The 13,537-nt window shown below is 43.2% G+C and carries 15 protein-coding genes and 1 pseudogene; 11 read left to right on the top strand and 5 right to left on the bottom strand.

The genetic code is table 11. The features are described 5' to 3' along the window. The first annotated feature begins 45 nt into the window (after nucleotides 1-45). A pseudogene (locus tag ACM0P2_RS06580) lies at nucleotides 46-681 on the top strand (DsbA family protein). A gap of 25 nt (nucleotides 682-706) precedes the next feature. On the opposite strand, the gene ACM0P2_RS06585 reads toward ACM0P2_RS06580, so the two are convergent. Beyond that, complete coding sequence (locus ACM0P2_RS06585; RefSeq protein ID WP_159118060.1) at nucleotides 707-1,201, bottom strand: hypothetical protein; 495 nt, start codon at nucleotides 1,199-1,201, stop codon at nucleotides 707-709. Between the two features lie 382 nt (nucleotides 1,202-1,583). Between ACM0P2_RS06585 and rpsP the strand changes: the two genes are divergently transcribed. The 5 genes from rpsP to ACM0P2_RS06610 all read left to right on the top strand — a co-directional run bounded on the left by rpsP (nucleotide 1,584) and on the right by ACM0P2_RS06610 (nucleotide 4,300). Continuing rightward, nucleotides 1,584-1,835: a 30S ribosomal protein S16 gene (rpsP, locus tag ACM0P2_RS06590; RefSeq protein ID WP_105931878.1), complete on the top strand. Its 252-nt coding sequence runs from the start codon at nucleotides 1,584-1,586 to the stop codon at nucleotides 1,833-1,835. 23 nt (nucleotides 1,836-1,858) lie between these two features. After that, complete coding sequence (gene rimM / locus ACM0P2_RS06595; RefSeq protein WP_105931879.1) at nucleotides 1,859-2,380, top strand: ribosome maturation factor RimM; 522 nt, start codon at nucleotides 1,859-1,861, stop codon at nucleotides 2,378-2,380. After that, nucleotides 2,381-3,142: a tRNA (guanosine(37)-N1)-methyltransferase TrmD gene (trmD, locus tag ACM0P2_RS06600; RefSeq protein ID WP_159118059.1), complete on the top strand. Its 762-nt coding sequence runs from the start codon at nucleotides 2,381-2,383 to the stop codon at nucleotides 3,140-3,142. Nucleotides 3,143-3,160: 18 nt separating this feature from the next. Next, the gene (gene rplS / locus ACM0P2_RS06605; protein ID WP_024015986.1) at nucleotides 3,161-3,520 is read left to right on the top strand and encodes a 50S ribosomal protein L19; all 360 of its coding nucleotides are present in this window, start codon (nucleotides 3,161-3,163) and stop codon (nucleotides 3,518-3,520) included. A 129-nt stretch (nucleotides 3,521-3,649) separates the two neighbouring features. Then, the gene (locus ACM0P2_RS06610) at nucleotides 3,650-4,300 is read left to right on the top strand and encodes a trimeric intracellular cation channel family protein (RefSeq protein ID WP_120960172.1); all 651 of its coding nucleotides are present in this window, start codon (nucleotides 3,650-3,652) and stop codon (nucleotides 4,298-4,300) included. Between the two features lie 76 nt (nucleotides 4,301-4,376). On the opposite strand, the gene ACM0P2_RS06615 is transcribed toward ACM0P2_RS06610, so the two are convergent. Continuing rightward, nucleotides 4,377-5,093, bottom strand: a complete 717-nt coding sequence (locus ACM0P2_RS06615; RefSeq protein ID WP_173359502.1) for an enoyl-CoA hydratase/isomerase family protein — start codon at nucleotides 5,091-5,093, stop codon at nucleotides 4,377-4,379. A 473-nt stretch (nucleotides 5,094-5,566) separates the two neighbouring features. Here ACM0P2_RS06615 and ACM0P2_RS06620 point away from each other — a divergent pair, with 473 nt between their 5' ends. Beyond that, nucleotides 5,567-6,655 (top strand): 3-deoxy-7-phosphoheptulonate synthase, encoded by a 1,089-nt coding sequence (locus tag ACM0P2_RS06620; protein ID WP_105931883.1) that lies wholly within the window; start codon nucleotides 5,567-5,569, stop codon nucleotides 6,653-6,655. A 41-nt stretch (nucleotides 6,656-6,696) separates the two neighbouring features. Further along, nucleotides 6,697-7,851 (top strand): bifunctional chorismate mutase/prephenate dehydrogenase, encoded by a 1,155-nt coding sequence (tyrA, locus tag ACM0P2_RS06625; RefSeq protein WP_159118057.1) that lies wholly within the window; start codon nucleotides 6,697-6,699, stop codon nucleotides 7,849-7,851. Between the two features lie 59 nt (nucleotides 7,852-7,910). On the opposite strand, the gene pheA is transcribed toward tyrA, so the two are convergent. The 3 genes from pheA to yciH all read right to left on the bottom strand — a co-directional run bounded on the left by pheA (nucleotide 7,911) and on the right by yciH (nucleotide 10,598). Then, entirely contained in the window at nucleotides 7,911-9,092 is a 1,182-nt protein-coding gene (gene pheA / locus ACM0P2_RS06630) for a prephenate dehydratase (RefSeq protein ID WP_105931885.1), read from the bottom strand. A 311-nt stretch (nucleotides 9,093-9,403) separates the two neighbouring features. Beyond that, complete coding sequence (locus ACM0P2_RS06635; RefSeq protein ID WP_105931886.1) at nucleotides 9,404-10,204, bottom strand: response regulator; 801 nt, start codon at nucleotides 10,202-10,204, stop codon at nucleotides 9,404-9,406. A 61-nt stretch (nucleotides 10,205-10,265) separates the two neighbouring features. Continuing rightward, on the bottom strand, nucleotides 10,266-10,598 hold the full coding sequence (gene yciH, locus ACM0P2_RS06640; protein WP_159118056.1) for a stress response translation initiation inhibitor YciH: 333 nt from the start codon (nucleotides 10,596-10,598) through the stop codon (nucleotides 10,266-10,268). Between the two features lie 169 nt (nucleotides 10,599-10,767). Here yciH and ACM0P2_RS06645 point away from each other — a divergent pair, with 169 nt between their 5' ends. The 3 genes from ACM0P2_RS06645 (at nucleotide 10,768) to ACM0P2_RS06655 (ending at nucleotide 13,372) form a co-directional block, all read left to right on the top strand. Continuing rightward, nucleotides 10,768-11,073, top strand: coding sequence for an STAS domain-containing protein (locus ACM0P2_RS06645; protein WP_105931888.1), 306 nt, complete (start codon nucleotides 10,768-10,770; stop codon nucleotides 11,071-11,073). Nucleotides 11,074-11,094: 21 nt separating this feature from the next. Then, nucleotides 11,095-12,771, top strand: a complete 1,677-nt coding sequence (locus ACM0P2_RS06650; RefSeq protein WP_159118055.1) for a fused response regulator/phosphatase — start codon at nucleotides 11,095-11,097, stop codon at nucleotides 12,769-12,771. Nucleotides 12,772-12,922: 151 nt separating this feature from the next. Beyond that, nucleotides 12,923-13,372: a TerB family tellurite resistance protein gene (locus ACM0P2_RS06655; RefSeq protein ID WP_159118054.1), complete on the top strand. Its 450-nt coding sequence runs from the start codon at nucleotides 12,923-12,925 to the stop codon at nucleotides 13,370-13,372. Nucleotides 13,373-13,537: the final 165 nt, after the last annotated feature.

Below are 13,537 nucleotides of genomic sequence, written 5' to 3' on the forward strand. Positions count from 1 at the left end.
ACACAGCAAAGTAGTAAATCTATTCTCTACTTCGTGCACGACCCAATGTGCAGTTGGTGTTGGGCATTCGTTCCTACTTGGGAGCAAATACAGCGTGAGTTACCCAACGATATTGAGGTTGTCTACTTGCTTGGCGGGCTCGCACCGGATAGTGATTTACCTATGCCGGAACAAATGAAACTTACTATTGCAGGCTATTGGCAAACTATTCAAGATCGTGTGCCTGGAACACAATTCAACTATGATTTTTGGACAAAGTGTCAGCCTCGTCGTTCGACCTATCCTTCGTGTCGAGCAGTTCTTGCAGCAAAAGCGCAGGCTAAGGATAGTGGAGAAGCTAAAATATTAGAGAAGGCAATGATCAAGGCAATTCAAGAAGGCTATTACCTAAATGCAAGAAACCCATCAGACTTTGATACCTTGGCGGGCTTTGCTTAAGAAATAGGACTTGATTTCGAGCGCTTTAAATTAGCGCTTAACAGTGCAAGTACAGTTGAGAAACTAAGCGAAGAAATGCATATGGTTCGTAGTATCGGTACGCAAGGCTTCCCCAGTTTAATACTTAAGTCCAACAAACTCTTTGAGGCAGAAGAGACAGAGTCACAAGAGCTTAAAAACGCTCAGTGGCAAAACATACCTTACGACTATTATGACGCAAGTGTAACCCTGCGTCGTCTGTAACGGTTATCGAAAGAAGGCCGAACTTTTAAACTGTCCCTTCTTTGCATTGGTCAAGGCGTAAATCACCCACTGATTTTGGATATTCAACGCGTGTTGTTACGATTTCCGATACTGGAATGCCAGAGTCTGATTCCTGCAGCCAAATCTTCATATCGCGATTGTCGCGGATCTGGTTGAGGGAGTAACGCTTACCACCTTCTAAATTTACATCGAGTCGAACAATAGCCTCGCGCATGTTATCTGCAGGAAGATCGGTATTCACAACCATGGCGCGAACAAATAGAACATGCTCACCCTCTTCCACGTCCCGCAGCGCTGATGCACTTGTTGGGCGCTGATTAAAACACATAAGTTTTACGTACTCTCGTTTGTTATCATAAGCTTCGCCGCGATTAGCGAAAAAATCTATACGTGCTTCATTAGGTTGAACTTTGGCTTGTTGGTTAATGACATCTGAAACAGACGTACAAGCGAAAAGAGGAGCAATCGCAGTAGCGAGTAGAAGCGATGGTAATTTCATTTGAATAATCCTTCTCCGTGAGACATACACTGACGCCTTCAACAAGCAAAAGCCTCAGATAAAAATAAACACATCCTAAGTGCCATCCTTTAAACTGCATATGGCTGTTCAATTCGCACAATAAAACAGTGCACTATTAACAATACACCATGATCAAATGTTTTAAAGAAATTTGTGATGGATAGGTTAGTTGTGAAACCGTTTTAGCTCCAATACCACGCTAATGAATAAAGGTTTAACTAAACAAAGGATAAATCAGGTTTTTACTTGCATTGAGTGGCGATATCCGTATAATTCGGCGGCCTTCTAGCTGGCGTCTATTTTTTAGACGTTGTTCGAAGGCTTAAGTTAACGGTAACGCTACAACGAGTTTGAGGCATTTATGGTTACTATTCGTTTACAGCGTGGTGGCGCGAAAAAGCGTCCATTTTATCAACTAGTGGTGGCTGATAGCCGTCGTGCAAGAAACGGTCGTTTCATTGAAAACATCGGTTTCTTCAACCCAACTGCACAAGGTCAAGCGGAACGTCTTCGCGTAGATCTAGAGCGTGTAGATTACTGGGTTGGCGTAGGCGCGAGCTTATCAGATCGCGTTTCTAGCTTGGTAAAAGAAGCGAAAAAATCTGCAGCGTAAGCTGTTATTAACTGGTGGTATAGATGAGTCTAGCGTCTGACAAAGTGATTGTTGGCAAAATTGGCGCACCGTATGGTGTTAAAGGTTGGGTCAAAATCAACAGCTATACAGAAACGCCAGAAGGTATATTTGAGTACGCGCCATGGTTCCTTGGCGAAGAAAAAGAATACCAAATTGACCAGTGGCGACCGCACGGTAAAAGCCTCGTTGCAAAAATTGTGGGCGTTGATAGTCGAGATGATGCCGAGCGCATCAAAAACTTGGATATCAACATAAACGCTTCACAGCTGCCTGATTTAGGTGACGAAGGGATTTATTGGCGTGAGCTCACCGGCATGAAAGTGGTAACAACGCAAGGTTACGACTTAGGTGTGGTGAAAGAAGTATTTAATACAGGAGCTAATGACGTGATCCACGTTAAGGCAAATGTAGGCGATGCTTTTGGTCAAAAAGAAAGACTATTACCTTTTGTGTTCGACGAAGTCGTACAAGAGGTGGATAAGGAAGCGAAGGTCATTAAAGTTGACTGGGACCCGGGGTTTTAAGTGACTCCGGAAAAGTGGTTCGGTGTTGTTAGCCTGTTTCCAGATATGTTCGCCCCATTTACCCAGCAGGGTGTTATAGGTCGAGCAGTTAAATCTGGAACCTTATCGGTTGACACCTTCAACCCCCGTGACTTTACACATGATCGCCATCGCACAGTAGACGACCGCCCCTACGGAGGCGGACCCGGTATGCTGATGATGGTAAAACCGCTAACTGACGCAATACAAGCCGCCAAGAAAGTGGGCGGCAAAAAAAGTAAGGTGATCTACTTATCACCACAAGGGAAACCCCTTGACCAAGCAGGCGTACAGCGTCTTGCTAACATCGACCGCACAATTTTAATTTGCGGCCGGTATGAAGGCATCGACGAGCGGGTAATCGAAAGCCATGTAGATGAAGAAGTGTCTGTAGGTGATTACGTGTTAAGCGGCGGCGAATTACCAGCAATGGTCCTTATGGACGCGGTTGCACGGTTAGTTCCCGGTGTGCTGGGGCATAAAGCTTCAGCAGTTGAAGATTCTTTCACTGACGGTCTTTTGGATTGTCCGCACTATACGCGGCCCGAAATACTTGATGGTCAAAAGGTTCCTGAGGTGTTGCTAAGTGGGGACCATGAAAAAATTAGGCAGTGGCGATTGATGCAATCATTAGGTAGAACCTGGCATCGTCGCCCTGATTTGTTAAATCACCTAGCTCTGACTGAGGAGCAGCAGCGTTTGCTTGAATTATTCCAAGCGCAACTGCAGCAAGATGACAGTTAACTAGGACGAGAGGATATGATGAGCAAAGTCAGTCAAGATATCATCAAAAAAATCGAAGAAGCACAGCTAAAGACTGATGTTCCTGCGTTTGGTCCAGGTGACACAGTAGTTGTTAAAGTTCGCGTTACCGAAGGTGACAAAGAGCGTCTTCAGGCTTATGAAGGTGTTGTTATCGCTAAACGTAACCGTGGTCTGCACTCGTCTTTTACCGTGCGTAAAATTTCTAGCGGCGAAGGCGTTGAGCGTGTGTTCCAAACACACAGCCCGGCAGTTTCTTCAATTGAAGTTAAACGTCGCGGTGCGGTTCGTCGTGCTAAGCTTTACTATCTACGTGAGCGTTCAGGTAAGTCTGCACGTATCAAAGAGAAGCTTAACTAAGATTACTAATCCTTGCGTTATTGTTAACTTCGAAAAAGCCCGCTTCACGCGGGCTTTTTTGTGCCCGCAATTCGATCCTTTTGTCCTCTCATCAATTACAAATATTAATATTTGTTAATAGAGAAAAGGATGAGTTCAGAATATTTTATTGTACTGGGAATTTTGGGCGTTGCATTTTTTGCTGTTTCTGGTGCGTTACTCGGCCATGATAAAAACATAAACGGTTTTGGCATCGTCGTGGTTGGTGTGATGACTGCGCTAGGCGGCGGTACCCTGCGTGACTTATTGTTGGGCAAACCTATATTCTGGGTAGAAACGTCGGAGTATCTTATAGCTACTTATTCTGCCATCTTCGCAACCGTGCTGTTCGTTCGCTATATGCCATCGCCCTCAAATTTCTACTTTATTCTCATCGATACAATAGGACTCGCTATCTTCAACGTCATAGGTATAGAAAAGGCCTTAATTAGCGGAACGGGAATGATAGTCGCACTGACAATGGGGATGACCACAGGTATTTTCGGCGGCTTGATGAGAGATGTGGTTTGTCGGGAAGTGCCCTATGTGATGCGAGGTGACGTATACGCCAGCGCGTGTTTTGCAGGGGGGCTTTCCTATGCCGCGTTATTCGCGTTAGATATTCCCTATATTTGGTGCATATTAGGTTCTATCTTTGTAACGGTTTTACTAAGAACCGCTTCGTTGCATTGGGGGGTGAAGGTTGACTTATTCAGAAAACGAACACCGCGATCTAAAAAGAAATGTAATGCCGACTTATGATGTGTGATACGCGTTTATTATTTTGAGCAACCAAAGACAGTGAAACCTAGCGCTACCGTTTCACTGTCTATATTGGTTACACCATTAAAGATAGGGCGTCAATGAGAGGGGCGTTCTCTTTATCAATAGTTTCGATAATGTGTTTATGCAAACGTTTTTTATGTTCACCAAAAATTCCACGCTTTTTATCAAATGATTTTGCGTAATTAAGTGCACCTTCCATGAGTGCCTCTTGTGTCTCATAGGCTTTTTCAACAACGTGGTCATTTTCTAGTTCTTTACCAGATACCCGTCTACCAGAAAGCTTCATTTCATTAAATCTATGATAAGGCATGGCTTTCTTTACAAACTCAATCATGCCGGGAAGGAATGGAATAGATAAATCTACTTCTGGGAAACAGAAAAAACCTTTGTCTGAACGCATGAACCTAAAGTCACAGGCGCAAGCCAAGATCGCACCGTTACCGAAAGCGTGCCCGTTGATGGCTGCAATCACGGGTAGAGGAAAAAGAAGCAGAGTTTTGAACACCTCATCCATATCGTACATGAACTGCTTAATTTCTTCTGTGCGACCTGCCTTCATCGCAGGCATCAACCAGTCTGTATCTATGCCTAAACTAAAGCATTTATCATCGTTGGACGTGATCACCATCGCTTTGCAACTTTCATTGCTTTTGATTGTTTCTAATGCGGACAACATTTCCTTGGCAAAAAGCGGATTATGACGGTTTTCACCACTTTGCATGGTAAGAATGGCTACGTCGCCCGTGTAGGTTAGAGCTAAATTTTGCATTGTGTTCTCGTTATTATTTATTTGCTGCAATAATACAAAACCCGAACAACAAATGAAAAATTTAGCTTATTTATGTTGGTTAATTATCTATGATGAATAGACATAAAAATATATTGCGGTGTTAGGGCGTGATACGAACTATTTTTGCTAGTTCCTAGTGTTCGCGGACAAGACTTAACGCTAAACATCTTATCATCGAGGAAAAAAGAGCAAGCCTCACTTCCGGTTAAAAAACGTGCTAATGAAAGCGGAGGTTGGACAAACGGTCATGCTGATACACTTAGAATATACCCTAGATTAAAGTATTATTCGTTAATGCTTGCCTCTTTAGGCTTTAATTGTTAAAAAGTCAATGACGTTAAAGAAATATAGAATAAGCTCGCCGTATAATTAAGTTTACAAGCAGATTGGACACTCTTTTGGCGTTTTATTTTCAATTTTTTATTTGTAGTTAAGAGAGTAAGAGAACTCCCATGATCAAGGACACTGTTAATAATGTTCACGTAAGTACAGAAGATGTACTTATTACACCTGATGCGCTTAGCGCAGAGTTGCCTGTCTCAGAAAAAGCACTTGCTGCAATTTCTGATTCGAGAAAAATTGTTTCAGATATAATTCATCGTCGTGACCACAGATTGCTAGTGGTGTGCGGCCCTTGCTCAATTCATGACATTGAAGCAGCTAAAGAGTACGCACTTAAACTCAAAGAACTACATGAATCGTGTAAAGACACTCTGTTTATAGTAATGCGTGTTTACTTTGAAAAGCCGCGAACCACAACAGGGTGGAAGGGGCTTATTAACGACCCGCACATTGATGGTACGTTTGATATCGAAACCGGTCTTCGCAAAGCGAGAGAATTGCTAATTTGGTTAGCAGAATTAGAGTTACCTGTTGCCACTGAAGCATTAGATCCAATCAGCCCGCAATATCTAGCAGAGCTATTTAGCTGGGCTGCTATCGGAGCTCGCACTTCTGAATCGCAAACTCACAGAGAGATGGCAAGCGGCCTCTCAATGCCTGTTGGTTTTAAAAATGGTACCGACGGAAGTTTAGATATTGCCATTAATGCACTTAAATCTGCGGCTTCCGGGCATCGTTTTATGGGGATTAATAAGCAGGGCCAAGTAAGTATCATTGGCACCAGTGGAAACCCAGATGGCCACATCATTTTGCGTGGCGGAAAACAGCCTAATTATGATTCGGTGTGCGTATCTGAGTGCGAAATCGAATTACAAGACGCAGGGCTGACTGCAGGTTTAGTTGTTGATTGCAGCCATGCGAACTCATCAAAAGACTACCGTCGCCAACCCTTGGTGGCACAGAATGTCGTGAATCAAATACTTGAAGGTAACCAGTCAATTATTGGTGTTATGCTTGAAAGTCACTTGAAGCCTGGAAATCAGAAAGCCGAAGGTAAAAAACCTGAAGAGCTTGAATACGGCGTTTCTATCACTGATGGATGTATTGATTGGGAAACTACAGAAAACTTAATTGCTCAAGCCAGAGATAAATTAATTACTGTGTTACCCTTACGTCAAAATAAGCGCACGGTGGCATAAGCTAACTCAACCCGTGCCATGTGATTCAAGGATAAGACATAATGGCCGATATTTCGCAGCAGTTAAACAAGCTAGATACGCTGCGTGAAGGTATTGACGAGCTGGATTCCCAGCTCGTCGAATTACTTGCTAAACGCAATAAAATCACTACGCAAGTTGGGCAAATCAAAGCCGAAGCCGGCATGCCCGTTTATGTACCTGAACGAGAAAAAGCGCTAATAGCCTCTCGTCGTGCTCAGGCTGAATCTCTTGGGGTCTCTCCCGACCTAACTGAAGATTTACTTCGTCGCGTAATGCGCGAGTCTTACCATACGCAAAATAACAAATACCGCTGTGTGAAACCCGACATCGATAACGTTGTTGTGATCGGTGGAGCAGGGGCGCTTGGCCGCGTGTTTGTAAGCTTGTTTGAAAGAAGTAATTACAAGGTTTCGGTTGTTGAGAAAGATGACTGGGAAAATGGCAGAGCATCATCGCTGTTAAGCCATGCTTCGCTAGTTGTCGTTGCCGTGCCTATTAATTTAACAGAAGACGTGATTAGCAAGCTTACTATGCTGCCCAACGACTGTGTGCTAGCAGATATAACCAGTGTTAAAGCCAAACCTCTAGAGGCAATGCTTGCAGTGCATCGCGGCCCCGTTGTAGGGCTTCACCCTATGTTCGGCCCTGATGCACCTGGCATGATAAAGCAGGTGGTTGTGGTGTGCGATGGTCGTGGCAGTGAAAAATATGATTGGTTGATTGAACAAATGCGAATCTGGGGGGCCACCATTCATGGCTCCAGTGCAGAAGAACACGACCAAGCAATGGCTTATATTCAGGTTATGCGCCACTTTAATACATTCGTTTACGGGCAACACCTCAAAGGCGAAGATCCGAATTTAGAGTCTTTAACCATGTTTAGTTCACCGATTTATCGGTTAGAGCTCGCAATGGTAGGACGACTATTTGCACAGTCACCGCAGCTTTATGCCGATATCATTTTTAATAATCCTGACAATTTTGCGCTTCTGCGTCGTTTCTACGAACGATTTGGTCTAGCCTTGTCTCTTTTAGAAAGCGGAGATAAAAAAGGGTTTGTTGAACAGTTTATGAAGGTTGGGGGCTGGTTTGGTGATTATGCTAAAAAATGCTTGGTAGACAGCAAGCAAATGTTACTTAAAGCTGATGATGGCCAACTTTTAAGGGATAAGTAACACGCTTAAATTTTATAACATTCAGAGGAAAGGCGAGCCCGAGCGCTCGCCTTTTTATTTTAGTTGGCTAGGGCGCTTGCTGCAGCGACTTTTGTTGGACTTATTTCTTCGCTCGGATAACAGCCAAGAACTTTGATATAGCGCGTAATTCCGCGTAATGCGTCTAGGGCGTTTTGTACTGGGCCATCTTCTACATTGCCTTCTACATCAATGTAAAACATTTCTTCCCACGGGTTCCCAGGGATAGGGCGAGATTCAAGCTTTGTCATGTTAATACTATTCTCTCTTAGCACTAACAAGGCCTCAACCAATGCGCCAGGCTTTTGTATTGTGGACATAACGAGTGTCGTTTTTGCTGGTACCTGAAGCGGCACTACGACGGGATTACGCGCCACAACGATAAAGCGGCTGTGGTTTTCCTTCTGATTAGCAAGGTTACTTTTAATGGCCATCAAGCCATACAAGTTACCACCGGCTTCACTTCCTATTGCAGCCACATCATCCCGTTTAAGCTCGCTTACCGTCAACATCGCAGATGACGTACTGTCCATCGTTTTTACTTCTACATTGCCCAACTCAGCGAGGAAATGGCTGCACTGGGTGAAAACCTGGGGGTGGGCATAAAGCGTTTTTATCTTATCAATGCTGGTATTGGTGCCTACCAGCAGCGTGTGTCGAATGGGGTGTGTAAGTTCGCCAATAATACTTAATTGAGTGTGCTGCAACTGGTCGTATACTTCATTGATACTGCCAGAGGTCGTATTTTCTATAGGGAGTACAGCATAGTCAGCTTCAGTGCTTTCTACTTTATGAATTATTTCTGCAAAACTTTGGCAGCCAATCTCTAAAAGCTCGCCTGGTCGACGAGAGAAGTACTTTTGAGTTGCGAGATACGAATATGAGCCTTTGTCACCCAAAAACGCTACACGGTTAAGGGGGAGAGTGCTGCCCGGGTTGGCACGCTCAGCTAACATAGCTTGTTGATTCAACACTGAGTCTTCAATTATGACGTGAAAGATTTGCGTTACGTAATGAGGGTCTAGACCAATGCCTTGACCCTCTTTTATTAAGCGAACTAAGAGCTGCTCTTCTCGCTTCTGATCTCGCACAGGGATATGGTGTTTTATTTTGGTCTCAGCGACTTCGTTAGTGAGTTTTCTGCGTTCTGCAAGTAAATTAAGTAGTTCACTGTCTAAAGCGGTAATTCGCTCTCTAACAGTATCTAATGCATTGTCTGACATAGTGTTCCCGTGCGTAACGTGTAATAAAGTGCTGTTAAAAAAAAACCTCCCAGATGGGAGGTTTTATGCATGTAGCCGCGCCTCCCTAATTTAAGGATATAAACGCAAAAAAGAATACTGCTACGTGCTTTATGTTCTGTTTCATACGTTGAATGTATGTTGAACACCTATGTGTGTCAACCCATTTTTACAAAATGCATTATTGTTTTTTAGGTTGTGGGCTTGAAAAAGCAAAGAAAATGAGTTTGCTGCATATATTTGCTACGAACAAACTCTAACGCTCTCGCTTATACAAGCTTTACCTCAACAACTTAATTTCCTAACAGTGCAGAAAGCATTTGACGTACTTCATTTGGCTCAAAAGGTTTGTCGCACAATGCGTTAACGCCCGTTTGCTGAATGTTAGCCATATGCGCGCTATCTGCTGATTCAGAAGTCACCATGATAATAGGTATATGTGTGGTCTCTGGGTTGAAGCGGATAAATTCAGAAAGCTCACGCCCATCCATCTCCGGCATATTATAATCAGTCACAACCAAGTCGAAGGCCTGATCTTTGATTAGCGTCAATGCCGTCGCGCCATTCTCCGCTTCTTGAATTCGCTGAAGACCCATTCCTTCCAGTACACGTCTGATATGATTTCTTGCTAGTTTACTATCATCTACAAGCAATACACGCACATCGTGAACATCGAATAGCTCAAGTTCTAACTCATCGTGATTAATCAAATCTAAACTTGCGTTCAGCGCGCGGGACAAGTGAAGCGGCTCAAACGGTTTGGGTAAGATTGCGGCTACGCCCGCCTGCTTGAATTCTTCAAGTTTGCTTAATCGGTTTTCACTCGATACAAGCATGAAAGGAATACTCTTAAAATCGTCATTCTCTTTGATAAACTTTAACAGTTCCAACGCGGTACCGTCTTCGTAATACATAGCACTCACGATAAGATCAGCACCATGGGCTTTCACTGCAGAACGCGCTTCCGAAAGGGTACTGACAGGGTCAATTTCCTTAACGTTTTCTTTCAACAGCAGCGTAGTAATGATTTTCCGCTGAGTATCAGAGGGCTCAACAAGAATAATATGTAAATCAGAAATTGACAGCTTTTCCATTTCAGACTCTTTTTGTTATATGTTTATGAAAAAGGGAACATTCACTGTTGGTTGTTGCCAACTAGCCACCAGCAAGTTTAACGTTAAAACCCTTATCTGTTAGAAGTGAGCGCAGCTTTTCTCTGTCATCGGTTTGAACTTCAATTACACCGTCTTTAACTGCACCGCCACAACCACATTTCTTTTTAAGTTCTGAGCCAAGTTTTTTTAGCTCGTCAGTGGGAAGGTCTAAGCCTTTGATTAAAGATACGCCTTTTCCCTTGCGCCCTTTAGTTTCTCGATGAATACGAACGATACCGTCCGAAGAAACCGAGCGCTGCTCTGTTTTGTGCTCAGGCTTTATTTTGCCGCTTTCAGTACTGTAAACTAAAAGTGCGTCTTGCCAGTCTTGCATAAATACCTCAATAAAATTCGTCTTTCCATCTTAATTGCATCGAAAACAACACAATTATACAAAAGTTGTAGACAGCAACGATGGCTATGTAGAAAACTTCAACTAAGATAAGGATAGCAAAGATAAAAGCATCAGATGAAGCATTTATGATCACATTTAAGGAACGGGTATGGAAATAACGTCAAGTTTTGAAAACCAAGGAAAAACATTAGTGATTGATGTCGGCGCCAAGTTCGACTTCAGTAAGGTTGAGGCCTTCAGAAACGCCTATTCCGATCTCGATAGCAATGTTTCACACATCAGTGTTGATCTATCACGCACCGAATACATGGATAGTTCTGCATTAGGCATGCTGCTCAACATGCAAAAATCACTAGCAGGCAGAGAACTGAGTTACAGCATCGAAAATGCGCGTCCGCAGGTTGCTAAAATCCTACAAATATCTCGCTTCGACAAGAAATTTGACATCAAATAATCATTAAGAGATCCACACACCGTGAAAATTCTTATTGTCGATGACGAGAGTATAAATCGTACTCTATTGGCCAACATGCTTTATAACGCGGGTTATAAAGATTGTGTTGAAGCAGAGAATGGCGTAGACGCTATCGAGCTGTTTGTAGAAGAGAAGCCAGACTTAGTTTTACTCGATGTAGTAATGCCTGGGTTGTCTGGTTTTGACGTTGCGTCAAAAATTCGAAATCTAGCCGATGAGACTTACCTACCCATTCTTTTTATTACCGCACTTGAAGACAATGAAAGCTTAGTTCGCTGTCTTGAAGTTGGCGGAAACGATTTTGCTACAAAGCCCTTCGACCGTCATATCCTCATTGCAAAAATAAGAGCGCATCTGCAGATACGGGCGTTAAGCGATCGCATTGAGCAGCAAAACAAAACACTTCGGTTGTTCAATCAGCGGGTTGAGCGCGAGCACGCCATCGTTGAGCATATATTTAGCCACGCTATTGTTAATCGTCCTGAAGTTTTGTCACACTTTGATTGTCTATTAAAACCAGCCGAGACTTTTAATGGAGACCTTTTCCTTTGCGAAGCAAGTCCAAGTGGAGGAATTTACTTCGTGGTAGGGGACTTTACTGGGCATGGATTAGCGTCAGCAATCGGCGCACTACCCGTAACCCGAGCATTTCGGGAATTGACGCAGCAAGGCGTTTCTATAGCTGAGATCACCTCTGAACTAAATCGAATCCTTTTAACTTTTCTTCCAAGCGACATGTTTATGGCTGCCGTCATCGGAGAAATTAATGCGGCGGGTAATCGCGTAAATCTATGGCAGGGGGGAATGCCAGAAGTAGTCGTTCCAGCGAAGACCGATATTGCACTTCGCACGATACCCTCTCGGCATATGGCCCTTGGAATATTGGATGAAAGTGAACTCAATACAGACTACGACACAATTAATTTAGGGCATAACGAGCAGCTCGTTATCTATAGCGATGGTCTGATTGAAATAGTAGATGCAAACGGAGAAATGCTTCAGGAAGAAGGGTTCGCTAACATCATAAAAGCGCAAATGCAGGTACAAGGAAAAGTAGACGCCCAGTCGCTCTTTCGTCAAGCCATAGCGCACGGTCCTTCATCCACATTAAGTGACGATGTCACTCTAGTGGTTTTCAATGCTAAACCCATAAATATATCCACTTTTCGTAATGCAGGCGAGGGCTTGCCTTCCGTCCATGAAATTGCCCTTAATGCCTCTCACCTAAAGCAGCCTGATATTCTTCAGCGAATATTGCAACTGGCTGGGCAGTGCGAAGGCATACAAAACATACGTTCCGTTTTGTACACTGTTCTTACCGAGCTTTTCAACAATGCGCTAGACCACGGCATTTTAAAGCTTGAATCTAAAGTTAAAACTGACATCGAAGGTTTTCATCAGTATTACGCAGAGCGAGATGCTTCTCTAAAGGCGCTAAGCCATGGCCGAATTAATATTCGTATCGAATCTTTACCGTCAGAGGGTAAAGTACTATTACAAGTACAAGACAGTGGCGAAGGGTTCAGTTGGGATAGAGGTCGAACCTTATCAGTTCAAAGTAATGGGCAAGAATTAAGTCATGGTCGTGGTTTACCCCTAATTCATGCACTTTGCGAAAAGGTTTGGTTTGAGGATGGAGGCAAGAAAGTAATTTGCCTGCTTGATACCGAGTATTGAGCCTTTTCTATAGAGTAATTTTCTCAATTAGCCACTATTCACTCGATAATCTAGATAATCGGTTTATTAATCGAATTTTCCTTTCCTCAAGTAGAAATTAAAGAAATTATCGTGCCACTAGCAAGGTTGCACAATGTATTACTGAGGATTTATGCTGAAATCATTTTTAAAATTATTTGAAGATTCACACAAAGACAGGGAACCTGCTTACACGGTCGAATTGGCAACTGCGGCGTTACTGAGTGAGATAGTTAATGCAGATAACGAAGTTACTGACGTTGAAAAAGAAGAATATGAAAAGCAACTTAAGAAGCATGTGAATGTGGATGAGGATGCAATGGCGCTTCTTCTTAAAAGAGGGCAAGAGACTTCAGAAGAAGCGGTAGACCTTGTGCATTTTACTCAAGTGTTGAACAAACACTGTAGTGCGGATGAAAAAGTTAGCGTTGTAAAAAGCCTTTGGATAATTGCGTATGCCGATTCGTCTCTCGCGCCACTTGAGGAAAGCACCATCAGGCAAATTGCAGATCTACTATATGTACCACACAGCGAGTTTATAAAAACAAAGCTTTCTGTCGTTGAGAACACGCCTGCTAATTAAAACCGTAAAGAGAGTAATTGGGACTTTCTTAAATTTCCGTTTTACTTTCTATGCGCCTGCCTTACTATTGTGAACAAAAAAGTAGGCGACCGTACACGGTGAATAAACCATTTCGTGTCACGTGTACAGCTCGCGAGAGAAACGTTAAGTAGTAAGTGAAGGACA

The organism is Alteromonas sp. OM2203, from assembly GCF_048517045.1.
GTDB lineage: Bacteria > Pseudomonadota > Gammaproteobacteria > Enterobacterales > Alteromonadaceae > Alteromonas > Alteromonas gracilis.